Source organism: Methanomethylovorans sp., from assembly GCF_050177135.1.
GTDB lineage: Archaea > Halobacteriota > Methanosarcinia > Methanosarcinales > Methanosarcinaceae > Methanomethylovorans.
The window spans coordinates 1-24,105 of sequence record NZ_JBFXHJ010000003.1; the positions used below are offsets into that span (position 1 = coordinate 1).

At 45.5% G+C, this 24,105-nt stretch carries 23 protein-coding genes and 2 tRNA genes; 23 read left to right on the forward strand and 2 right to left on the reverse strand.

Annotation, left to right across the window (positions count from 1 at the left end; translation table 11 throughout):
- From AB7U21_RS00565 to AB7U21_RS00665, 21 genes are all read left to right on the forward strand, one after another.
- A partial coding sequence (locus AB7U21_RS00565) for a phosphopantothenoylcysteine decarboxylase (protein ID WP_428386418.1) occupies positions 1–729 on the forward strand: 729 nt, incomplete at its 5' end.
- Positions 730–874: 145 nt separating this feature from the next.
- Positions 875–1,615, forward strand: coding sequence for a pantoate kinase (locus AB7U21_RS00570; protein ID WP_428386420.1), 741 nt, complete (start codon positions 875–877; stop codon positions 1,613–1,615).
- A 117-nt stretch (positions 1,616–1,732) separates the two neighbouring features.
- Complete coding sequence (locus tag AB7U21_RS00575) at positions 1,733–2,503, forward strand: 4-phosphopantoate--beta-alanine ligase (protein ID WP_333786791.1); 771 nt, start codon at positions 1,733–1,735, stop codon at positions 2,501–2,503.
- On the forward strand, positions 2,494–3,135 hold the full coding sequence (locus tag AB7U21_RS00580) for an HD domain-containing protein (RefSeq protein WP_333786792.1): 642 nt from the start codon (positions 2,494–2,496) through the stop codon (positions 3,133–3,135). The genes AB7U21_RS00575 and AB7U21_RS00580 overlap by 10 nt, the downstream gene beginning before the upstream one ends.
- A gap of 5 nt (positions 3,136–3,140) precedes the next feature.
- Positions 3,141–4,442, forward strand: a complete 1,302-nt coding sequence (locus tag AB7U21_RS00585) for an amidohydrolase family protein (RefSeq protein WP_428386423.1) — start codon at positions 3,141–3,143, stop codon at positions 4,440–4,442.
- 35 nt (positions 4,443–4,477) lie between these two features.
- On the forward strand, positions 4,478–5,713 hold the full coding sequence (locus tag AB7U21_RS00590) for an adenosylhomocysteinase (protein ID WP_428386425.1): 1,236 nt from the start codon (positions 4,478–4,480) through the stop codon (positions 5,711–5,713).
- A gap of 296 nt (positions 5,714–6,009) precedes the next feature.
- Positions 6,010–6,086 (forward strand) — tRNA-Lys (locus tag AB7U21_RS00595).
- Between the two features lie 76 nt (positions 6,087–6,162).
- Positions 6,163–6,399, forward strand: a complete 237-nt coding sequence (locus AB7U21_RS00600; protein ID WP_333786795.1) for a DNA-directed RNA polymerase subunit H — start codon at positions 6,163–6,165, stop codon at positions 6,397–6,399.
- Between the two features lie 123 nt (positions 6,400–6,522).
- Positions 6,523–8,139, forward strand: a complete 1,617-nt coding sequence (locus AB7U21_RS00605; RefSeq protein WP_333786796.1) for a DNA-directed RNA polymerase subunit B'' — start codon at positions 6,523–6,525, stop codon at positions 8,137–8,139.
- Positions 8,132–9,946, forward strand: coding sequence for a DNA-directed RNA polymerase subunit B (rpoB, locus tag AB7U21_RS00610; RefSeq protein WP_333786797.1), 1,815 nt, complete (start codon positions 8,132–8,134; stop codon positions 9,944–9,946). Before AB7U21_RS00605 ends, rpoB begins: the two co-directional genes overlap by 8 nt.
- Positions 9,947–9,958: 12 nt before the next feature.
- Positions 9,959–12,601, forward strand: a complete 2,643-nt coding sequence (locus AB7U21_RS00615; protein ID WP_333786798.1) for a DNA-directed RNA polymerase subunit A' — start codon at positions 9,959–9,961, stop codon at positions 12,599–12,601.
- Positions 12,602–12,632: 31 nt separating this feature from the next.
- The gene (gene rpoA2, locus AB7U21_RS00620) at positions 12,633–13,745 is read left to right on the forward strand and encodes a DNA-directed RNA polymerase subunit A'' (RefSeq protein WP_428386457.1); all 1,113 of its coding nucleotides are present in this window, start codon (positions 12,633–12,635) and stop codon (positions 13,743–13,745) included.
- A gap of 107 nt (positions 13,746–13,852) precedes the next feature.
- Complete coding sequence (locus AB7U21_RS00625) at positions 13,853–14,140, forward strand: 50S ribosomal protein L30e (protein ID WP_333786800.1); 288 nt, start codon at positions 13,853–13,855, stop codon at positions 14,138–14,140.
- 15 nt (positions 14,141–14,155) lie between these two features.
- A complete protein-coding gene (locus AB7U21_RS00630) occupies positions 14,156–14,581 on the forward strand; it encodes a NusA-like transcription termination signal-binding factor (protein WP_292352639.1) in 426 nt (141 codons plus the stop codon).
- Positions 14,582–14,639: 58 nt separating this feature from the next.
- Positions 14,640–15,068 (forward strand): 30S ribosomal protein S12, encoded by a 429-nt coding sequence (locus AB7U21_RS00635; protein WP_292352640.1) that lies wholly within the window; start codon positions 14,640–14,642, stop codon positions 15,066–15,068.
- Positions 15,069–15,074: 6 nt separating this feature from the next.
- Positions 15,075–15,635: a 30S ribosomal protein S7 gene (locus AB7U21_RS00640; RefSeq protein ID WP_428386430.1), complete on the forward strand. Its 561-nt coding sequence runs from the start codon at positions 15,075–15,077 to the stop codon at positions 15,633–15,635.
- A 45-nt stretch (positions 15,636–15,680) separates the two neighbouring features.
- Entirely contained in the window at positions 15,681–17,873 is a 2,193-nt protein-coding gene (locus AB7U21_RS00645) for an elongation factor EF-2 (RefSeq protein WP_333786801.1), read from the forward strand.
- A 115-nt stretch (positions 17,874–17,988) separates the two neighbouring features.
- The gene (tuf, locus tag AB7U21_RS00650) at positions 17,989–19,257 is read left to right on the forward strand and encodes a translation elongation factor EF-1 subunit alpha (RefSeq protein ID WP_428386432.1); all 1,269 of its coding nucleotides are present in this window, start codon (positions 17,989–17,991) and stop codon (positions 19,255–19,257) included.
- 33 nt (positions 19,258–19,290) lie between these two features.
- Positions 19,291–19,602: a 30S ribosomal protein S10 gene (rpsJ, locus tag AB7U21_RS00655; protein WP_292352644.1), complete on the forward strand. Its 312-nt coding sequence runs from the start codon at positions 19,291–19,293 to the stop codon at positions 19,600–19,602.
- Positions 19,603–19,813: 211 nt separating this feature from the next.
- A complete protein-coding gene (locus AB7U21_RS00660) occupies positions 19,814–21,004 on the forward strand; it encodes an NAD(P)/FAD-dependent oxidoreductase (RefSeq protein ID WP_428386434.1) in 1,191 nt (396 codons plus the stop codon).
- Between the two features lie 12 nt (positions 21,005–21,016).
- Positions 21,017–21,385: a DUF1641 domain-containing protein gene (locus AB7U21_RS00665; protein ID WP_333786804.1), complete on the forward strand. Its 369-nt coding sequence runs from the start codon at positions 21,017–21,019 to the stop codon at positions 21,383–21,385.
- Positions 21,386–21,419: 34 nt separating this feature from the next.
- Here AB7U21_RS00665 and AB7U21_RS00670 read toward each other — a convergent pair whose 3' ends face one another.
- Positions 21,420–21,641: a CDGSH iron-sulfur domain-containing protein gene (locus tag AB7U21_RS00670; protein WP_333786805.1), complete on the reverse strand. Its 222-nt coding sequence runs from the start codon at positions 21,639–21,641 to the stop codon at positions 21,420–21,422.
- Between the two features lie 471 nt (positions 21,642–22,112).
- On the opposite strand from AB7U21_RS00670, the gene AB7U21_RS00675 reads away from it, so the two are divergent.
- Together AB7U21_RS00675 and AB7U21_RS00680 are read left to right on the forward strand one after the other, a co-directional pair.
- Positions 22,113–23,381, forward strand: a complete 1,269-nt coding sequence (locus tag AB7U21_RS00675; protein WP_428386437.1) for a DEAD/DEAH box helicase — start codon at positions 22,113–22,115, stop codon at positions 23,379–23,381.
- A gap of 65 nt (positions 23,382–23,446) precedes the next feature.
- Positions 23,447–23,518: transfer RNA gene (locus tag AB7U21_RS00680), tRNA-Arg, on the forward strand.
- 41 nt (positions 23,519–23,559) lie between these two features.
- On the opposite strand, the gene AB7U21_RS00685 is transcribed toward AB7U21_RS00680, so the two are convergent.
- A partial coding sequence (locus AB7U21_RS00685; protein ID WP_428386439.1) for a sensor histidine kinase occupies positions 23,560–24,105 on the reverse strand: 546 nt, incomplete at its 5' end.

The window sequence follows — 24,105 nt, forward strand, 5'->3', positions numbered from 1 at the left end:
GATATCAAGGAAGGGGTCGCTAAGATAGCCTCTAATGAAGAGATAGTGCTACAGGTGGAAAGGCAAGCCGGCAGCAGAGAACTTGCAGGCAGGAAGATCCTTATAACCAGCGGCTCCACTGCAGAAGCCATCGATCCTATAAGAATACTTACAAACAGAGCATCAGGCAAGACTGGTGTGGAACTTGCTCTGGAAGCCTACAGGCGCGGGGCAGAAGTGACCATAGTACACCGCAACAAAGTGGGATTTACAGGCATCAAAGAGATATATGCTGAAAGCGCCTCCCAGATGACTGAAGCAGTACTTGGGGAACTGGACTGTGGTTATGATGTACTGATCAGTGCAGCTGCCATAGCTGATTATACCCTTGATCCGGCAAATACCAAAATAAGGTCAGGGGAAGAACTCACCCTACACATGAGGCCTACTGCCAAGCTGATAGGCAAAGCAAGAGAGGAATATCCGGACTTGCTGATTACAGGATTCAAAGCCGAAACCGGAACAGGCCTGGACGAGCTGCTCAAAAGAGCAACGCACACCCTGGAAACCTCAAAACTTGACCTTATAGTTGCTAATGATGTAGCAGGCAGTGGTATTGGTACCGAGGATAACGAAGTATATATCCTTACTGCGGAAGATCCCGGCCACATCCATATAAAAGGATCAAAAAGAGTTATAGCCTCTGCATTACTGGATGAGATAGGCCATCTGCTGATGTCAAGGAAGTGAGAGCACGCCAGAAACAAAATGGTCTGCCAGTGCCTTTGCTCCGGCACATATAACCGGCTTTTTCTGTATACACGACCATGAAGACCCCCGTAAAAAAGGTTCTACAGGCTGTGGTATTGCCCTTGATGGAGGAGTAGTCACCACTGTGACATATTCAGAAGAACTGGATAATACACGGATAACACTGAACGGCAAACAGGTAGGAGGTCACACTACAAGGACTGTGGCAGATATGCTTACAAATTTACCTGTGCTTGTGGAAAGCGTAGCGAACATCCCTATAGGGTGCGGATTCGGAGCATCCGGCGCCGGAGCCCTTGGAACCGCTTACGCATTGAACGAGGCACTGTGCCTCAACCTGACCTCAGCCAAGATAATTGAAACTGCACATGTGGCAGAGGTCATTAACAGGAGCGGACTCGGGGACGTAATAGCACAATCCTACGGAGGTGTGGTCATTCGCACAGCGCCAGGAGCACCGGAATATGGAAAAGTGGATTGGATCCCGGTTGCACGTAAAGAAGTACTCTGCCTGCCACTAGGAGAGCTCGATACTGGTTCTATCATCTCGGATCCTGATCTTGTCTGGCGCATAACTTCTATGGGAAAAGGTGCAATGAAAAAACTCATGATTGCACCCACCTTTGAGACTTTTATGCAATGCTCCAGGGACTTTGCCATAGGTACAGGACTTGCATCCGATGCCATAATAGATATATTAGAAGCAGTTGGATCTGCCGGTGGCATGGCATCCCAGGCTATGCTTGGAGAATCCGTTTTTGCAATAGCGGACTCTGAAAGAAGGGAAGCAGTGATCGAAGCGCTCACTGAGTTCGGCCAGCCTTTGGCATATTATCTGAATAATTGCAGAGCAGGGCTTTTGTGACAAAAAGCCTATTTAGTATGTTGCTGCATTTAACTCACAAAAATACAATCTATATGTAAATTATAATCTGGATCATGGAAAACTGAAAGAAGACAGAATAACGGGAGACAGAAGATCGTGACACATATCCCTGAGGATCATCCAAGATATGCATCCCTGATAACCAGGGAAAGGATAGTTGAGGGTGTACAGATGGGTATCACCAGCCAGCAAGGACTTGTGGCCCAAGGCAGGGGTGAAGCCTTTGACTATCTTATCGGCGAGCGTACGATAGAATCTGCCGCAGTTGCAGAACGTGTGGCAGTGGCTTATCTGCTCACTGCACAAAAACCCATTATATCTGTTAATGGCAATACTGCGGCTCTTGTACCTGGTGCCCTTGTATCGCTGGCAGACGTCACCGGAGCACAACTGGAAGTGAACCTGTTCCACCGCAGCGATGCCAGGATGCACAGGATAATCGAGCATCTGAAAGCACATGGAGCAGGAAAGGTACTTGGTTCAAAAGGTGATGCAAGACTTGACCTATCCCATGATCGGGCTATAGTCGACCAGGAAGGCATATATGAGGCAGATGTGGTACTAGTACCTCTGGAAGATGGTGATAGATGTCAGAAACTCGTGGAAATGGGTAAGATAGTCATAGCAGTAGACCTTAACCCTTTGTCCAGAACCTCACTTTCTGCAACTGTGACAATAGCCGATAACGTTACAAGGGCACTGGAGAACATGATCCAATTTACAAAAGAGATGAAAAAGGATAGTAAAAAACAATTGCAAGCGATCATTGATTCCTATGACAACAGAAGAGTACTGGCTGATGCCATGTATGCCATCCAGGAACATCTTAAGAACCAGGCAGGGCGCGAGGGTATCGAATGGATCTGATAGAGCAGACTAGAGAATATGTATCAGAGATCCTCGCAGATGAACCCAGTACCCATGACATGTCCCACATTGAGAGAGTTGAAGATGTATGCATGCGGATCAGGGAAAAAGAAGGCGGTGATGAACAGGTGCTGCGCCTTGCTGCACTGCTTCATGATGTGGGTATCATGAAAGAGCATCAGCAGGGAGGCGATCATGCTCAATATAGTGCTGAGATCGCACAGGAATTCCTTACAGTTGCAGGTGCTGACAAAGACCTGATAGAGCATGTGACGGCTTGCATCCGTTCCCACAGGTTCAGCAGTGGACTGGAGGCACAGACACTGGAAGCAAAGATATTACAAGATGCTGACAGGATAGATGCCCTCGGAGCAGTGGGTATTTTCAGGTCCCTGATGTCCATGGGAGCTTTGCGTGCCATGAGGTCTACTATCGGAACAGTGAAAGAGAGATCCATGAATGCTTATAAAGAGGACCCTCTTGAAGGGTTCTATGAATATATGAACAATAAACCTTTCAAAATATTGGGAAGACTTAACACCGGTACTGCCAGAGAGATAGCGAGGGAGAGACTTAAACTGATGCATGTGTATCTTAATGCACTTCAGGAAGAGACCTGCTACATAAAGTGATAACTATGGCTGATATAATCATAAAGAATGGGCATATCCTTACAATGGAGCTCGGCAAGGAGCATGAATTGAGGGAAGGAGTGGTGGTCATAGAGGATGGGATCATCACAGAAGTCGGAGAAAAAACACAGGAGACTGCAGACATCGTAGTGGATGCACAGGGTGGCATCGTTATGCCCGGTCTTGTGAACACTCATACACATGCAGCAATGACACTTTTCAGAGGATATGCAGATGATCTGCCCCTTTCCCAGTGGCTTCAGCAGCATATCTGGCCTGCAGAAGCAAAACTTACTGATAATGATATATATAAGGGCACTCTGCTTGCATGCCTTGAAATGATCAAAAGCGGTACCACTTGCTTCAATGATATGTACTTCCATATGGATGAAACGGCAAAAGCAGTAGAGCAAGCCGGAATAAGGGCTGCCCTGTCCTATGGGATGATAGAGTTTGGAGATAAGGATAAAGCAGATGCGGAATTAAAGGCGGGCAGCCGGTTCGTGCAGAAATGGCACGGCAAGGCAGATGGCAGGATCACAGCAATGTATGGACCACATGCACCTAATACCTGTTCCAGGGAATTCCTTCAAAGGGTCAAGGATAAAGCGAGGGAGGACGGTGTGAAGGTACATATCCATGTGCTGGAAACAGAGGCTGAACTAAAAGAGATGAAAGAGAAATATGGCATGTGCTCCATACACATGCTGAATAATATTGGCTTTTTCGATAGTGATGTTGTCGCTGCTCATTGTGTGTGGCTGTCTGATGGAGATATTAAGATATTGGCAGAAAAAGGAGTGAACATATCCCATAATCCTGTGAGCAACATGAAACTGGCTTCAGGGATCGCTCCTGTGACAAAGCTTCTGCAAAATGGAGCAAACGTGTGTCTGGGAACCGATGGATGCGCCTCTAACAATAACCTGGATATGTTCGAGGAAATGAAGATCGCAGCATTACTGCAGAAGGTCAGCACCATGGACCCTACGGCACTGCCTGCAAAAGAAGTGCTGAAGATGGCAACTGTCAACGGTGCCAAAGCACTGGGGATCAATGCGGGCATGATAAGAAAAGGAGCGCTTGCAGATTTAATAGTAGTTGACAGGAATAAAGCCCACATGAGACCATTCTACGATGCTGCCTCGCATCTGGTATACAGTGCCAATGGGCAGGATGTGATGACAAGCATTGTCAATGGCAAGTTGCTAATGCAGGATTATGAAGTGCTTTGTATGGATGAGATGAAAATTATAGAGCAGGCAAGTGTGGCTGCAGAAGACCTTATACAAAGAGTGAATGAATAAAAGTTTTATTAAATGTATTTTTTGGAGATATTGAAATGCACAAAAAAGAACTTATAGAATCTGGTGACCAGAAGATAGAATGGGCCAGAGTACACATGCCAGTGCTGGATATAATCAGGAAGAGTTTCGAGAAAGAAAAGCCTCTGGAAGGACATAGGATCGCAATGGCCTTGCATGTAGAAGCAAAGACTGCGGTGCTTGTGGAAACACTGGCAGCTGGCGGAGCGCAAGTGGCCATTACCGGATGTAACCCCCTGAGTACACAGGATGATGTATCTGCTGCACTGTGCACACGCGACAATATAAGCTCATGTGCAAAATATGAATGCACCAATGATGAATATTATGCTGCTATGGACAAGGTACTTGGTATAGAACCTGATATAACAATAGATGACGGTGCAGACCTCATATTCAAGCTCCACACAGAAAGACAGGACATGCTACCCAATATACTTGGAGGATGCGAGGAAACCACTACAGGCATACACAGGCTGAAAGCTATGGAAAAAGACGGGGCCCTGAAAATGCCGGTTATGGCCGTCAACGATGCTATGACAAAGTTCATGTTCGACAACAGGTATGGGACCGGACAATCCTCATGGGACGGAATAATGAGGACCACGAACCTGCTGGTGGCGGGTAAGAATGTTGTCGTTGGAGGATATGGATGGTGTGGCAAAGGAGTTGCCATGCGTGCAAGGGGCCTTGGAGCTAATGTGATCGTGACAGAAATAGATCCGATACGTGCCCTTGAAGCAAAGATGGATGGAAACCTGGTAATGCCCATGAAAGAAGCAGCAAAGATAGGGGACATCTTCGTGACGACTACAGGCAACTGTGATATTATAACCAGGGAACATTTTGAAGTGATTAAGGATGGGGCGATCCTTTCCAACTCGGGTCATTTCAATGTTGAGATCGATCTTGAGGATCTGGAAAATATGGCCAAAGGTGTGCGCACTGTCCGTAAAAACATAAAAGAGTACGACATTGGTGACAGGAAAGTATACGTGCTTGCAGAAGGCAGGCTTGTGAACCTGGCTGCAGGCGACGGACATCCTGCTGAAGTAATGGATATGAGCTTTGCTAATCAGGCCCTGTGTGTAAGGCACATTGCAGAGAATAAGCTCGTCAATGGAGTACATGCCGTGCCCCATGAGATAGATATGCACGTAGCTGAACTGAAACTCAGGTCCATGGGAGTCAGTATCGACTCTTTGAGTAAGGAACAGTGTGAATACATGTGCGGATGGAAATCAGGAACTTAATAATACTTAATGCCATATGCATCTGCTGCGGACAAATAGAATGCTGTTGGAAGGAGAAAAATTAACCGAGCTTGCTTTGAAAGGGACGAAAACTTAGTATAAATAGGTTATGACACAAGTATGTACAACAGATGAGAACGTTTTTTTATTGGTTTGGGATATTGTCAGAATGTATATCCCAAACCTGTTTGGCCCCATTTCCTGTCTGCGAAATATATATATATGATAAGTACATTTTGGGGGTCTACACCGAACTGATGCGAAAGTGGACAGGCAAAGGGACATACAAACATAATGGGCTCGTAGCTCAGTCAGGCAGAGCGTCTGGCTTTTAACCAGACGGCCTAGGGTTCAAATCCCTACGAGCCCGCCATGAAAACCATGGCGTCACATAAGTATATTTTTTTGCCAATCGGTCCATGTGCACACTTTTTGAGGGAGGAGAAAATTTGAATAAATTCAACCTGCTCGACAATGAACTGATCCCAAAACATGAAGTATTGGGTGAGGATGAGTTGAAATCTGTTCTAAAACGCTACAAGATAGAGAGGGAACAATTCCCAAAGATTAAGATAAATGATCCTGTAGTGCAACAAATTGGCGCATCGGTCGGAGATGTTGTTAAGATAACCAGGAAAAGCCAGACAGCAGGACAGGCACTTTATTACAGGCTTGTAATAGAGTGAGATAGCATCAAATGAGAGCATTTGTTTTTTCTATTGCCACCTTATTGTGGTCGTGCTACGTAATGTTTTTCATACCTTTCTATCAACTAATTAGTTGTAATCATCATTTAAGAGGGCAGTAAAGTGTCAGAGGCATATTTTACCAGGGACAAGATAGTCCAGCACCATATCGACTCTTATAATAAATTCCTTGAAAGTGGTCTACAGAACATTATTAACGAACAAGGAGTCATTGAGACCGATATAGAGGACGTGTATATCAAATTAGGGAACATCCGTGTGGAAAAACCGGTTGTAAAAGAAGCGGACGGTGCCATAGAGAAACTATATCCAAATGAAGCAAGACTACGTAACCTTTCCTATTCAGCTCCAATATACCTGCAGATGAACGTCGTGCAGGGAGAGGAAGAGTCAGAACCAGTGGAAGCAAAGATCGGGCAGTTGCCCGTGATGATAAAATCCTCAATATGCAACCTTGTGGAACTCAATGAAAAAGAAATGATCGACTATGGCGAGGACCCGCTTGATCCCGGAGGATATTTCATTGTAAATGGAACCGAAAGGGTTGTAATGACCCTTGAGGACCTTGCCCCTAACAAAATACTCACTGAGTTTGGGGAGAGATATGGCGACATGATAGAAGTTGCCAAGGTGTTCTCACAAAGAAGAGGATATAGAGCATTGGTAGTTGTGGAAAGAGGCCGCAAGTCCCTACTCGAAGTGTCATTCCCATCGATATCAGGTCGTATCAATTTCATAACACTGATGAGAGCATTGGGTGTGGAAACTGACGAAGATCTGGTAAATACAGTGTCCAATGACCCCGAGATAATGAAATTCATGCTCGAGAATCTGGAGGAAGCAGAAGTAGCTACAACCCGTGAAGCAATTGAGAAGATAGGTACCAGGGTTGCAGCGGGTCAGGCCCGTGACTATCAGATGAAACGTGCCAACTACGTAATGGACAGATATTTGCTGCCTCACCTTGGAAATGAACCTAAGGACAGATTTGCAAAGGCATATTTCCTTGGAAGGATGGCAGAATCCTGTTTTGAGCTTGCTCTTGGGAAGCGTTCTCCGGATGATAAGGATCACTATTCCAACAAGAGGCTTAAGCTTACAGGCGACCTCATGGAAGACCTTTTCAGAGTGGCATTCAACAGGCTGGCCAGGGACGTAAAGTACCAGCTTGAGAGAGCGAACATGAGGAACCGTGAACTGAACGTGGTAACCCTCGTCAGAGCCGACGTACTTACGGACAGATTGCAGCATCCTCTTGCCACAGGTAATTGGGTGGGAGGTCGAACTGGTGTATCCCAGCTTTTGGACAGAACTGATTATATTTCTACTCTTTCACATCTAAGACGTGTGATATCTCCTCTTTCAAGAGCTCAACCTCACTTCGAGGCTCGTGACCTGCACCCCACACAATGGGGAAGATTATGTCCATCTGAAACCCCTGAAGGACCAAACTGTGGACTTGTCAAGAACTTTGCACAGATGGTAGAACTATCTACTGGCGTCGATGACAAAAGTGTCCTTAAGAAAATACTTCTCGACCTGGATGTGAAGCCGAACATTCCGCAACACCGCCTGGAAAAACTGGTGGAATACGACGCAGAGCTTGAAGAGTACACTGATGAATTTGACACAATTCCACATGAGGAAGAAAAGCCTGATCTAGGATATGTCGACTATTCAGATATGGACGATGGTATGGGAGGCTTTGCAGATGACTGAAGCAAAAGTGTTTTTGGACGGGGAACTTATCGGTACCCACAGCAATCCACAGGACCTTGTGGAAAACATTCGCAAACAAAGGAGAAGTGGAGTAATATCCAGACAGGTCAACGTTACCCTAAATGAGGACATCCACGAAGTGATCATAAACTCCGATATAGGGAGAGCCAGGAGACCATTAATAGTAGTTGAAGATGGAAAGTCTTTACTGACCGAGGACCGCAAGGAAACTCTGAAGAAAGGCGAGATGACCTATGATGACCTGTTAAAGGACGGGATCATTGAATATCTGGACGCTGAAGAAGAAGAGAATGCATTTATTGCCCTTACAGAGCCTGAGATCGTTCCAAAGAACACACATCTTGAGATAGACCCAAGCCTCATGCTTGGGATCTGTACTGGCATGGTGCCTTATCCCGAACATAACGCTTCCCCCCGTAATACCATGGGTGCAGCCATGGTAAAGCAGTGTATAGGTGTATCAACATCTAACACAAAGCTTAGACCCGATACACGTGCACACGTACTACACTACCCTCAGAAAGCCCTTGTAAGGACCATGACCTGTGAGAACATTGCATTTGATGAAAGACCTGCCGGGCAGAACTTCGTGGTGGCGGTAATGTCATTTGAAGGCCATAATATTGAAGATGCCCTGGTATTCAATAAAGGCTCTATAGAAAGAGGTCTTGGAAGAAGCCATTTCATCAGGACGTTCGAAGGTGAGGAAAGGAGATACCCAGGCGGCCAGGAAGACAAGTTCGAGATACCTGATTCCGAATATAGAGGAGCTCGCAGTCCTGAGGCATATTCTAATCTTGATGTGGACGGTCTTGTAAACCCTGAAACTTTGGTAGGACCAAATGATGTCCTGATAGGTAAGACCAGTCCTCCCCGTTTCCTTGAGGAACAGTCTGATTTCGGTATCACTGTAGAGCAGCGCAGGGAAAGCGCAATAACTATGCGTTCTAATGAAAAGGGTATCGTTGATACCGTAATTCTCACAGAATCAATAAATGGTACCCGCCTTGCAAAAGTAAAGATAAGGGATCAGAGAATACCTGAGATCGGCGACAAGTTCGCATCCAGGCATGGACAGAAGGGAGTTATCGGCCTTATAGTACCATACCAGGACATGCCTTTTACAGAGAACGGCATGGTTCCAGACCTTGTCATAAACCCACATGCTATCCCCTCTCGTATGACAGTGGGACATGTGCTTGAAATGATCGGAGGCAAAGTAGGCAGCATGGAAGGCAGGCGTATCGATGCAACTGTCTTCGCAGGAGAGAACGAAGAGGATCTGCGTGCGGGTCTTAAAAGACAGGGATTTGCGCACACCGGTAAAGAAGTGTTTTTCGATGGTGTCACAGGAAAGAGAATACCTGCGGATGTGTTCGTAGGTGTCATCCTTTACCAGAAGCTGCACCACATGGTCGCCTCCAAGATGCACGCCAGGTCACGCGGACCTGTACAGGTGCTTACCCGCCAGCCAACAGAAGGCAGGGCAAGAGAAGGAGGTCTGAGGTTCGGAGAAATGGAGCGTGACGTCCTTATCGGACACGGGGCTGCCATGACACTGAAGGAAAGACTGCTTGATGAATCCGACAAGGTCGTCGAACTTGTCTGCGGACACTGCGGCATGATAGCTACCTTTGACCGCAAGAGGAACATAAGATATTGCGCAAGCTGCGGCGCCGAAACCGATATTCATCCGGTAGAAATGAGCTATGCCTTCAAGCTGTTACTTGACGAGATCAAGTCGCTGGGAGTTGCACCGAGACTAAAATTGGACGATGCTGTGTGAAGGTGATAGAAAATGGATACAATACCTTCCATCCCTAAAAGAATATCTGCAATACAATTTGGCCTGATATCTCCAAGAGAGGTCAGGAAAATGAGCGTTACAAACATCATTACTGCAGATACCTATGATGATGACGGTTACCCTATAGATATGGGATTAATGGATCTCAGACTTGGGGTCATAGATCCCGGACTCAAGTGTAAGACTTGTGGAAGCAGAGCTGGAGAGTGTCCCGGACATTTCGGGCATATAGAACTGGTTGCACCTGTAGTTCATGTTGGTTTCAACAAGACCATCCGTAAGACCTTGCGTTCCATATGTCGCAATTGCAGTGCCCTTTTGCTGGAACCTCCGAAGAAAAAGGATTTCCTTTCCCAGATCAATAAACTTCACGAAATGGGACATCTTCCCGATCCTGCGATCAATGAGGTTTTCAAAGAAGCAAGAAAGACAAAGGTCTGTCCTTACTGCGGCGCCGAGCAGCTGGAGATCAAGTTCGAAAAGCCAACCGAATATATAGAGGACGGACACAAGCTCACACCTACTGAAATAAGGGACAGGTTCGAGAACATATCCGACGATGATGTAAAAGTACTTGGAATGGATCCTGCAAGTGCCAGGCCGGAGTGGATGATCCTTACAGTATTACCCGTGCCGCCTGTAACGGTCAGACCGTCCATCACACTTGAGTCCGGCCAGCGCAGTGAAGATGACCTGACTCACAAACTTGTGGATATCATACGTATAAACCAGCGTTTCCAGGAGAACAGGGATGCAGGAGCTCCACAACTGATCATAGAAGACCTATGGGAATTGTTACAGTACCATGTGACCACTTTCTTTGACAATGAAGTATCGGGTGTGCCACCGGCAAGACACAGGTCCGGAAGACCTCTGAAGACGCTTACTCAGCGTCTGAAAGGAAAAGAAGGGCGTTTCAGAGGAAGCCTGTCAGGTAAACGTGTTAACTTCTCCGCCCGTACTGTAGTGTCCCCTGACCCCAACCTTAGTATCAACGAAGTTGGAGTACCTGAAGCCATAGCTATCCAGATGACCATACCTGAAAGGGTCATTGACAGAAATACAGAGTTGTTGAGGATGTATATTCTCAGGGGAAGCGATGTGCATCCTGGAGCTAATTACGTTATCCGCCCTGATGGAAGACGTATAAAGATCACAGAGAACAACAAGGAAGAGCTGGCTGAGAAGATCGAGAGGGGATGGGTCGTTGAGAGACAATTGATGGATGGAGACACGGTGCTTTTCAACAGGCAGCCATCTCTGCACAAAATGAGTATCATGGCCCATCAGGTAAAAGTCCTTCCCAACAAAACATTCAGGCTTAATCCTGCAGTGTGTCCCCCATACAACGCTGACTTTGATGGTGACGAAATGAACATGCACGTGCTCCAGACAGAAGAATCAAGAGCAGAAGCAAGTATACTCATGCAGGTGCAGGAGAATATCCTTTCACCGCGTTTCGGCGGACCGATCATTGGTGGAATACACGATCACATATCAGGCATGTTCCTGCTTACAAGGAACGAGAACCGTATAACTAAGAACGAAGCTCTTGAACTCCTTAGGAAAGCAGAGATCAGAGAGTTACCAGAGCCTAGTGGATATAACGATAACGGAGATCCTTATTGGAATGGTAAGCAGATATTCAGTCAGATCCTTCCGGAAGGTTTGAATGCAGAATTCCCGGCTGAAGTATGCTTCAAATGTGAAACATGCAAAAAAGAAGACTGTGAGTACAACGCATATGTTGTTATCAGAAATGGAGAAATGATCAAGGGGACCATTGATGAGAAGGCTATAGGGGCTTTCAAAGGTATCATACTTGACAAGGTCGTGAAGACATACGGTACTGCAGCTGGTGCAAAATTTGTGGATGATTTTACCAGACTTGCCATAAGAGGAGTCATGAAGACCGGGCTGAGCTTTGGTATCAGCGACGAGGATATTCCGGAAACTGCCAAGAAGAATATAAAAGAAGTCCTTGATAAGGCTGAGAACGAGGTCAAGGATCTGATAGCAGCTTACGAAGCAAAAGAACTGGAACCGTTGCCAGGAAGGACCCTTGACGAAACCATTGAAATGAAGATCATGCAGACCCTTGGTAAGGCAAGGGACCAGACAGGTAACATTGCAGGTAATCAGCTTGGTCTGGAAAACTCTGCGGTCATAATGGCCAAATCCGGAGCAAGAGGGTCCATGCTTAACCTTACACAGATGGCGGCTTGTGTTGGACAGCAGGCGGTACGTGGTGAACGTATCAGAAGAGGCTATGCAGGAAGGACACTTCCTCACTTTGACAAAGGCGATCTGGGAGCCGATGCACACGGATTCGTAAAATCCAGCTACAAAAGCGGATTGTCACCTACCGAATACTTCTTCCATGCCATAGGAGGACGTGAAGGTCTTGTGGATACTGCAGTGCGTACATCTCAGTCAGGCTATCTGCAGAGAAGACTGGTAAACGCTCTCCAGGACCTTGAAGTGCAATATGATGCTACTGTAAGGGAAACAAGGGGTGTTATAGTGCAGTTCAAGTACGGAGAGGATGGTATCGACTCCACTAAGAGCGATTACAGTAAACCTGACAACGTGCATAAGATAGTGGAAGCAGTGACAGGACGGAAGGTGAACTGAAATGGCTCTGATCGAATCTACCATAGACTCAATGCTAAGCAACCTCGACCTGCCGTTAAACATCCTCCAGACACTTAGAGAAGATGTAATTAAAGCAGGGGTTAACAAAAAAGAGCTTGAAGAGATCATCGAAAAGGTCAAGGAAAGTTATGAATATGCAAAAGTAGAACCCTGCGAAGCTGTGGGAGTGGTATCAGCCCAATCCATAGGAGAACCGGGTACTCAGATGACGATGCGTACTTTCCACTACGCCGGTGTGGCCGAGATCAACGTTACATTGGGACTTCCCCGTCTTATAGAAATAGTTGATGCAAGAAAGGAACCAAGTACCCCTACCATGACCATTGCTGTCCTGGAAGAATATGCGCAGGACAGAGATAAGGCACGTAAACTTGCATGGGAGATCGAGGCTACGCATATAGACCAACTCGCAGATGTTACCACCGATCTGCTGAACATGCAGCTAATAATAGACCTGCATGAGAAAACCCTGATGCAAAGAAGCATAACCACAGATGAACTAATTGCAAAACTAAGTGACGAGCTGGATGTACAGGTGAGATTGTCCGAAAACATTGAGAATCAGCTCATTGTGAAACCAAAGGAGCCTTCATACAGGGAGCTGCTACAGATGGCAAAGAACATCAACAATATCACCTTGAAGGGGATAGAAGGTATCAAAAGGGTCGTCATACGCAAAGATGGTAATGAATATATGCTCTACACCGAGGGATCACAGCTGAAGAAAGTATTAGATGTCGAAGGCGTTGACATCAGTCGTACCTATACCAACAACATTGGTGAGATATATGATGTTTTCGGGATAGAGGCTGCAAGGAATGCCATTATCAAGGAAGCTACCAGTACGCTGGGAGAACAGGGTCTTACAGTGGATATCAGACATATAATGTTAGTTTCTGATATCATGTGCTGTGACGGTGAAGTTAAGCAGATAGGTCGTCACGGTATTTCAGGTGAAAAGGCCAGTGTATTTGCACGTGCTGCTTTTGAGGTTACTGTGAACCACTTGCTTGATGCAGGAATGCGCGGCGATGTTGATGAGCTTAATGGTGTCACAGAGAACATTATAGTTGGACAACCAATTAAACTTGGAACTGGAGACGTGCACCTGATAGCTAAATAAAGTTTCAAAATGGTATACGGATTACAGAAGAGCAACCAGAAAGTAGATATAAGGATTCACTTATTAGAATACAGACCTTAGGTTTAAATTGCATAAGAGATGGTAATATGGATATTAATATCGACAAAGCATTGATCAAGGCAATCAGGACAGGAAAGGTGGTGATCGGCTCTAAGAGCACCATCAACGCTGCTGTTAGCGGAAAAGCGAAAATAGTGGTTCTTGCTTCCAACTGCCCGACAGAGATAAGAGCACAGATCGAGTCTACAGATGTACCTGTACTCAATTATTCCGGTACGAACATGGAACTTGGTCCTGTTTGCGGAAAGCCTTTTGTGATCGCTGCACTTGCGATCCTGGAAACGGGTGAATCCGATATACTAGCAGCAGCTTGAAAGGAGTTGCTTGACTTGAGCGAGATCAGGCTGTCAACAGAAGGAATAAGATACATCGCATTATTTGAGAGTGTAACTGGTGCAACCGTGATGGATTGCATCGTTGAGGACGATCGTATAATATATGTGGTGAAACCGGGTGATATGGGTGCAGCCATTGGAAGAAATGGTGACCACATTAACCGTATAAAAAAAACTGTTGACAAACACGTTGAACTCGTGGAATATTCAGATGATCCGGTCATATTCATAAAGAATGCGTTTGGTCCTGTAACTGTCAAGTCGGTGAACATTACCACAAGGAACGACAAACGTGTGGCTTATGCAGATGTCTCTAACAAGGAAAAGGGACTGGCCATCGGACGTGAAGGAAAGAACATCGGAAAAGTAAAAATGGTTGCACAAAGGCACCACGATATAGATGATGTTATACTTCAGTGACATTATGGAATCAGGATCAGGAACAACATTACTGTGATGAAATCTTGGAGGAAATATTATGCCAAATGGAAAATATGCAGCTCATACCTTAAAGAGCATTCGCCAAAATGCTAGGTGGAAAGACACCCAGTATAACAGGCGTACGCTTGGTTTGAACGTGAAAGCGGACCCCCTTGGAGGAGCTCCACAGGGAAGAGGAATCGTACTTGAAAAGATAGGAGTAGAAGCAAAGCAGCCTAACTCTGCCATAAGGAAATGTGTCAGGATACAGCTGATCAAAAACGGTCGTCAGGTATCCGCATTCTGCCCGGGGGACGGTGCTATCAACTTCATTGACGAACACGATGAAGTAACAGTAGAGAGAATTGGTGGACGCATGGGTGGTGCAATGGGAGATATCCCCGGTGTACGTTTCAAAGTTATTGCAGTCAACAACGTGTCCCTGAACCAGATGGTCATTGGCCGCAAAGAGAAACCAAGGAGATGATCTTCAATGTATAAATTATATGGAAAATGGGACCTTGCAGAAGTAGAGGTAACAGATCTCGGAATAAAGAGATATGCTAACCTTGAGCCTGTGATATTACCACATTCAAGCGGGAGACACGCACGCCAGCAGTTCAACAAATCTAATTTGCTTATAGTTGAACGTCTTGTAAACAGTATGATGAGAGGAGAAAAGAACACCGGCAAGAAACAACTTGCTATGCGTACTGTTGAAGATGCTCTGGAAATAATCAATACGAAAACAAAGAAGAATCCCGTTCAGGTACTTATAGAGGCTGTTGCCAACGCGGGCCCCAGGGAAGAGGTTGTCAGGCTTAAATACGGAGGCATATCTGTTCCTAAAGCTGTGGATACTGCACCTCAGAGGCGTGTTGATAGTGCTCTAAAATATATTTCAATGGGAGCAAGCCAGGCAGCATTCAAATCAAAGAAATCCCTGGCAGAATGCCTTGCAGCAGAACTGATAGCAGCGGCAAATCGCGATGCAAAGTGCTTCTCCATCAACAGGAAGGATGCTAAGGAAAGAGTCGCAAAGGCAGCACGTTAAGCTGTTCATTGCTTATAATAATAGTTAGTATTACAGGGTAGTATTATGGGAAGAAGAAAGAAAATGGTGGAGCGCGTCACTGCATTGATGGGCACACCTGAAAAGATACGCAACATTGGAATAGTTGCGCATATTGATCATGGTAAGACCACATTATCCGATAACCTGCTGGCCGGGGCCGGAATGATATCAAAGGAACTGGCTGGCAGGCAGCTCTTCATGGACTCCGATGAGGAGGAACAGGCAAGGGGAATTACCATAGATGCATCCAACGTTTCGATGGTGCACGAATACGAGGGACAGGAATACCTTATCAACCTTATAGACACACCTGGCCACGTTGACTTTGGCGGTGACGTTACCCGTGCCATGCGTGCAGTAGACGGAGCTGTAGTGGTAATTGATGCAGTAGAGGGTACAATGCCACAGACAGAGACCGTGTTGAGGCAGGCCCTTAGAGAGCACGTAAAGCCTGTGTTGTTCATTAATAAAGTGGATCGCCTCATAAACGAACTGCAGGTGGATTCTCAGGAAATGCAGGTAAGATTAGGGAAGCTTATAGACCACGTTAACAAGCTCATCAAAGGAATGAACGAAGAGAGATACAAGGCAGGCTGGAGAGTAGATGCTGCGGCCGGTACTGTAGCTTTCGGTTCAGCACTTTATAACTGGGCAATAAGCGTACCAATGATGAAAAAGACTGGGATCAGTTTCAATCAGGTATACGACTACTGTAAGAAAGAGGACATGAAGGCACTTGCAGAGAAATGTCCTTTGCATGAGGTCGTAAACGACATGGTGGTCAGGTTCCTGCCAAACCCCCTGCAGGCACAGAAGGGAAGAGTAGCAGCTATCTGGCATGGAGATAAAGAATCACCTATAGGGAAAGCCATGATGAGTGCTGATGCCTCTGCAGACCTTACATTCATGGTCACTGACATATCTATGGACCCACATGCTGGAGAAGTAGCTACTGGGAGACTTTTTAGTGGAAGTCTTACCCGTGGAATGGAAGTATACGTATCCGGTGCTGCCAAGAAGAACAGGATCCAGCAGGTAGGAATTTTCATGGGCCCCGAAAGGCTTGAAGTAGAAAAGATACCTGCAGGCAACATTGCTGCTGTAACAGGCCTTAGGGATGCAATAGTCGGATCCACAGTAACCACGCTGGAAAACATGACACCCTTTGAGAGCATAAAACATGGCAGTGAACCAGTGGTGACAGTTGCGGTCGAAGCAAAGCACATGAAAGATCTTCCAAAGCTCGTCGAAGTGCTGAGACAGGTGGCAAAAGAGGACCCAACACTCAGGATCACTCTTGATGAGGAAACCGGTGAGCACCTGATGGCAGGTATGGGTGAACTTCATCTGGAGGTCATTGCACACAGGATCGAGCGTGACAAAGGAGTAGAGATCACTACTACACCACCAATAGTTGTGTATCGTGAGACCATTCGTAACAAAGCTGGTCCAGTGGAAGGTAAATCCCCCAACAGACACAACAGGTTCTATGTGGAGATCGAACCTCTGGAGCAAGAAGTGATCGAACTGATCCGTAATGGCGATATTTCCATGAATCTACCGGAACTGGAGCGTCGTGAGAAGCTCATGGCAGCTGGAATGAACAAGGATGAGGCAAAAGGTATCGTAGACATATACGAGTCCAATATCTATATCGATATGACAAAAGGTATTCAGTATCTTAACGAAACTATGGAGCTTATCCTTGAAGGATACCAGGAGGTCATGAAAGCCGGCCCGTTGTCAAGGGAACCATGTATGGGTATCAAGATCAAGCTAGTGGATGCAAAGCTGCACGAAGACGCTGTCCACAGGGGACCTGCTCAGGTAATTCCTGCTTCAAGACAGGCCATACAGGCAGCTATGCTTATGGCTGGAGATACACTCCTTGAACCATATCAGAAAGTGTTTATTCAGGTACCACAGGACCAGATGGGTGGAGCCACGAAGGAGATCCAGGGTCGCCGTGGAATAATAATGGATATGCATACTGAAGGTGACACTACAATTATTGAATCAAGGGCTCCCGTAGCTGCACTGTTCGGTTTTGCCGGTGATATAAGATCTGCAACCGAAGGCCGTGCAATGTGGAGCACAGAGTTCGCTGGCTTTGAAACACTGCCTACAAACCTGTTGGGTGAGGTAGTAGGAGCCATCAGGCAAAGAAAAGGTCTGAAGAAGGAGATCCCACAAGCATCCGATTATCTCTCCATGTAAGCTGTGGAGAAGGCTTATGCCTTTATCCTACAGCTTTTCCTCGGAAAGGTTTAAACGTAGAAAAAACTATTAGGACAAATCATACTTAAGCAATATCAAATAGGAGACGATTTAAATGGCTGAGAAACCACACATGAACTTAGCAGTCATCGGTCACATTGACCACGGCAAATCAACACTTGTCGGAAGATTGATGTTCGAAACCGGAGCAGTACCTGCTCACATGATAGAGAAATACAAGCAGGAAGCAAGAGAGAAAGGAAAAGAGTCCTTCGCATTTGCATGGGTTATGGACTCCCTTAAGGAAGAAAGGGAAAGAGGTATCACCATCGATATCGCCCACAGAAGGTTCGACACCGACAAATTCTATTTCACAGTCGTGGACTGTCCAGGACACCGTGACTTCGTCAAGAACATGATCACAGGCGCATCCCAGGCAGACGCTGCAATCCTTGTGGTCGCCGCACCCGATGGAGTCATGGCACAGACAAAAGAACACATATTCCTGTCCAGAACCCTTGGTATCAACCAGCTGATCATTGCCGTCAACAAGATGGACGCAGCAAAGTACAGCGAAGAAAGGTACAAGGAAGTAAAGGAACAGGTTTCACAGTTGCTCGGCATGGTCGGTTTCAAGGCATCTGAGATCCCATTCATTCCAACCTCTTCATTTGAGGGTGACAATATTAAGACATCCCCAAGTGCAAATACACCATGGTACAAGGGACCATCCATCCTTGATGCGCTTAACGCACTCAAGACTCCAGAAAAGCCGGACAAGCTTCCGCTCAGGATCCCCGTGCAGGATGCATACACCATCTCCGGTATCGGAACTGTGCCAGTAGGCAGAGTAGAGACCGGTATAATGAAGAAAGGTGACAAGGTAGTATTCATGCCAACTGGCGCAGGTGGAGAAGTAAAGTCCATTGAAATGCACCATGAGGAAATCCCTCAGGCTGGACCTGGTGACAACATTGGCTGGAACGTCAGAGGTGTAGGAAAGGCTGACGTGCGCAGAGGAGACGTATGCGGACACAGTGACAACCCACCAAGCGTTGCCGAAGAATTCAGTGCACAGATAGTGGTACTCCAGCACCCATCTGCGATCACTGTCGGATATACACCAGTATTCCACTGCCACACCACACAGACCGCATGTACTCTTATGTCAATAGACAAGAAACTTGACCCCAAGACAGGACAGGCCAAGGAAGAGAACCCAACCTTTATAAAGGCTGGAGATGCGGCAATTGTAACCGTTAGGCCAACAAAGCCAATGTGTATCGAGCCTGTAAAATCCATTCCACAGCTTGGAAGGTTTGCCATCCGTGATATGGGAATGACCATTGCTGCCGGCATGTGCATGAGTGTCAAACAGAAATAAGGACACTCTCCTTTTATCTTAGAGGAGAATAATATGGCACAGAAGGCAAGAATTAGATTATCAGGGATCAGTCCGGTAAATTTGGATGGAGTTTGCGATCAGGTAAAAGCGATCGCTGAGAGGACAGGAGTCAGCATCTCTGGACCAGTACCTCTTCCTACCAAGAAACTGGTAGTTCCTACTAGGAAAAGCCCCAGTGGCGAAGGAACCGCAACATGGGACCACTGGGAAATGAGAGTACATAAAAGGTTGATAGATATCGCTGCCGATGAAAGGGCATTGAGGCAACTCATGCGCATTCAGGTGCCGAAGGATATCAACATAGAGATCGTACTCCAGAACTAAAAACATAAAGTTACAGATCTGATCTGTAACCCTCTTCTTTTATTTTATTTCATTAAGCCGCTAGTGTTGGCTCTGAAAGATTTTTGAGATAGAACTGCTGTTAAAAGTCTTTTTTGGAAAGTACTTCCATTTTCTTAAATACTACAAAGAAAAACTATCAGTACCGTAACATATATCCAAAAAACGACTCATAGTGAAAATGGGAGTTAATATGAAAGAAAAGGTACTGATTTTGGGAGCAGGCTATGCCGGATCGGTTGTAGCCAATGTATTAGCCAGAGAGTTCAGGAATAAGATCGCCAGAGAGGAATTAGAAATAACTATCCTTGACAAAACCGATCTGAATATAAACCAGGGTGGTTTTACTTTTATTCCCTTTGAGCTCTATACACCAGAAGAGATCACAAGACCACGAAAGAAACTTATAAGCCCAAGGGTGAATACTTTTTTCGGAAAGGATGGTGAAGTGACAGCTGTAGACCTTAAGAATAAAGAGGTCACAGTCAAAAGTGATAAAAAATACACTTATGATCATCTTGTCATTGCAATGGGATGCAGAGCTGACATTAATGCGGTCCCGGGACTTGCAGATGATCTGAACACATTCTACACATCCATGGAGGATGCTTTCAAGGTAAGGGACTTGGTAAAGAACATAAAAGGAGGAAAGGTTGTAGTTTCTGTAGCCTCCATGCCCGTGCCTTGCCCGGGTGCACCGGTGAAATTCACCTTTATGCTGGATAGCTATCTGCGTAATGTCAAGAAGAACCGGGATGATGTACAGTTGACTCTTGTCTGGCCCATGGAGCCCATCGGACCACCGGAATTCAACAAGCTTGTTACAGGACGGTTCAAACAAAAGAACGTTGAGGTCATAAGGAATTTCCCGCTGGCCAGTGTGGATGCAAACAAAAAGGAGTTGACATCAAAGAATGGAGCTACGATCAATTATGATCTTTTGATCACGGTCCCACCACACAAAGCTCCACAGGTGCTGATAGATTCCGGCCTTGCGGATGAAAAGGGATGGTTGTCCGCAGACAAAGTCACACTTCAATACAGAGGACCTGCAGGCAACTATGACAATGTATATGTACTCGGAGATCTTGGTCCTGCCGATATCCTCAAAACAGGGATTGGTGCTCATTACCAGGCTATAGCGGTGAGCCAGAACCTTATAAACGATATTTACGGGAATAAGATCAAAACTCCTTATAGAGGAGAAACAGGATGTCCCATTGTCACTGAACTGGAATCACCTTCCACCCAGGGAAGAGGATACATCGCAACCTGGAAATATGGTGTGCCACCAGCTCCTTTCACAACCACAAAGATGGGCTGGTTCTTCTACCGCATGTACTATCACATACACTGGGACATCAGTGTAAAGGGAATGTTCTGAGGAGAGAGGACTATGACAGCTGAAAACAATACAGACAAAATATCAGGAATTGAAATAACACCAACTGATGTTGAAGCAATTCTTGATCTTGTGAGAACAGCAGGTATAGTGCAGAACTATATAAACGATGAGACAGCCCGTGGTATTGCACGACTGATGTCAACAGTTCTAAAGATAACTAATACCATCATGAGTACGGACCTGGTTGATGTGATGGAAAGAGGTCTTCAGGACCCAGCGCTTGATAAAGCCCTCCTTCAGCCGCCAAAGATCGGTATTGGAGGCTTGCTGAAGCAGACACAGGATGAAGACTTCCAGAAAGGCATGGGCATTATGATAGAACTGATCAAGGCCCTGGGAAGGGCAACAAAAGATGGTTAAGAAGAAGCTCCTTTTGAGGAGCATCTTCTTTTTCTCAGGTTTTATCATCTTCAAAATCAATAGAGTTGTGAGTGCCGTCACAGAAAGGTTTATTGGCGGACCCTCCGCACCTGCACAAAGCCATTACAGGTTGAGTTGACAAAGAAGCACCTTGTGAACTGATCAAGTGATCAACATTCTTTACAATATAAGGACCATTTTTTGTGATCTCTATAGATGGTTTTTTATGAGAAATCGTCTTTTCTGCATGTGTCATGATAATCCCCAACTTCTACTAATATTCATAAGTTAATATTGTTTTTGATTCAGCTTGAGTAGAAACACGTAATTATCTCCGTCTGAACTGGTAAACAAAGTAAAAATTAGAACAAATATTTAATATTATATATAAAGTATGCCTAATTATTTTTGTAACTGTGGTCTTTATGTCAATTGAAAAAAACCGTGGAAAAAGTAAGTTGCAAATAGATTAAAATAATAAAAAGTTGTTCAATGAACTCATCTGCTAGAATTAGCCGGAAAATTTATCATAATATATGCACACGGGGAAAAAATAAATAGATGATATGCTAAAAACTAGATTCTTTTGTTCCGGGAACATATGAGCCGTAAAATAAAATTGAAGCTCTGCACTGAGCTTTTTGCCGTGCTGTGGCCTTCAATTTACCTATCCTGAATGTGAGTCTGCAATTAAGTCTGTCCCTGTGTTATTAAATCAAGAGGTAAAATGTCATTTGAAAACCTAAAGATCAAAAAACCACTTCAAAGAGCTCTCGAAAATGAAGGATACACTACCCCTACCCCGATACAGGCACAGGCTATACCCCACTTGTTGGATAACAGGGATCTGATAGGCATTGCACAGACCGGTACAGGCAAGACCGCCGCATTCGTATTGCCAATCCTTCAAAAACTTTCTGAGATGAACAGACCTGCTAAGCCTGGAATGCCAAGAGTACTTGTACTTGCGCCTACAAGAGAGCTTGCAGCGCAGATAGGGGAGAGCTTTGCCACTTATGGGCAGTTCATAAGGTTCCGGCACACTGTTGTATTTGGTGGTGTCGGGCAGGGACCTCAGGTAAAGGCCTTATCGCATGGTGTCGATGTCCTGATAGCCACCCCAGGGAGATTGCTTGACCTCCTTGACCAGGGATATGTAAAACTAAATGCTGTTGAGTTCTTTGTGCTTGACGAAGCCGACAGGATGCTTGACATGGGCTTTATCAAAGATGTGTACCGGATAGTGTCCTTACTTCCTGTAAAAAGGCAATCTCTTTTCTTTTCTGCTACCATGTCCCCACAGATAGCAGAACTTGCGCGCAAGCTTCTTACCAGCCCTGTCCATGTGGAAGTCACTCCACAGGCAACGACTGTGGAAAAAATAGACCAGTTCGTCTTTTTTGTGGACCAGGAAAATAAGGATAACCTCTTGCTCGGCCTTCTGCAGCATAACCATTTAACATCGGTCTTGGTGTTCACCCGCACAAAACATCGTGCAAACAAAGTAGCTTTGATGCTTAATAAGAACAATATCGAAGCAGATGCCATCCATGGGAATAAATCGCAAAACCAGCGCACTAAAGCTATGGATGACTTCAGGTCCGGAAATGTGAGGGTACTTGTTGCAACCGATATTGCTGCGCGTGGAATTGACATTGAGGATATATCTCACGTTATAAACTATGACCTTCCTAACGAACCAGAGAATTATGTGCACCGCATCGGACGTACGGCAAGAGCAGGATCAGACGGAGTCGCATATTCATTCTGTGCTGCCGATGAACGTGATTATCTCCGTAGTATCGAAAAACTCACATGCCAGGAAATAGAAATTGCAGAACACCATTATCATTCGGAAAAGGCAAAAAATGCCACTGGTGACGCAGCTAAACCTGCACCAAGAAAACAGTATGGACCTGGACAGAGAGCCAGACCACAGAAACAGAACAGGCAGCGTCCAGTATCAAGGAACCCGCGTCCTGCAAAAGGCCGCTGACCATCTGAAAATAACATCAACAGCACATTTATCAGTGATGAATACCTTATCGGTATTCACTCTCTGGACCTGTAGTGTAGCGGATATCACTTAAGCCTCCGGAGCTTAGAACCCGGGTTCGAGTCCCGGCAGGTCCGCTAAAGAGTCCCTCTTTCAGGAATACACTTAATACCATTTTTTAAGGAACAGATTCCTTGTTCATTGGTTCCTGCTGTGGAAGCCTTATTTTAAAAGTAGACCCTTTGCCTTCCTCGCTTTCCACCCACACCCTACCTTTATGCAATCCAACAAATTCTTTCACCAGCGCAAGCCCTAGTCCAGTGCCGCCGTAGATCTTCGAGGTAGACGGATCAACCTGCTTGAAAGGTTTGAATATAATATCAATGGCATCCCGAGGGATCCCTATACCCGTGTCTGATACAGATACTTGCAATTCACTGTCAATAAGTTCCAGAGTAAGTGTCACAGACCCCTCAAAAGAGGTGAACTTCACCGCATTGTCAAGCAAGTTATACATTATCTGCTTGAGCTTTGTCTTATCTGCACATACCTGTGCATTATTGGTAAGTTCATTGATCTCAAATCTTATGTTCTTCCTAACTGCCATAGGATGGATGACTATACTTAGATCATCCAATAACTCTTGAATATAAAATCTCTCACAATACAATTCCATTTTTCCTGCTTCTACTTTAGAAATATCCAATATCGTATTGATGAGATG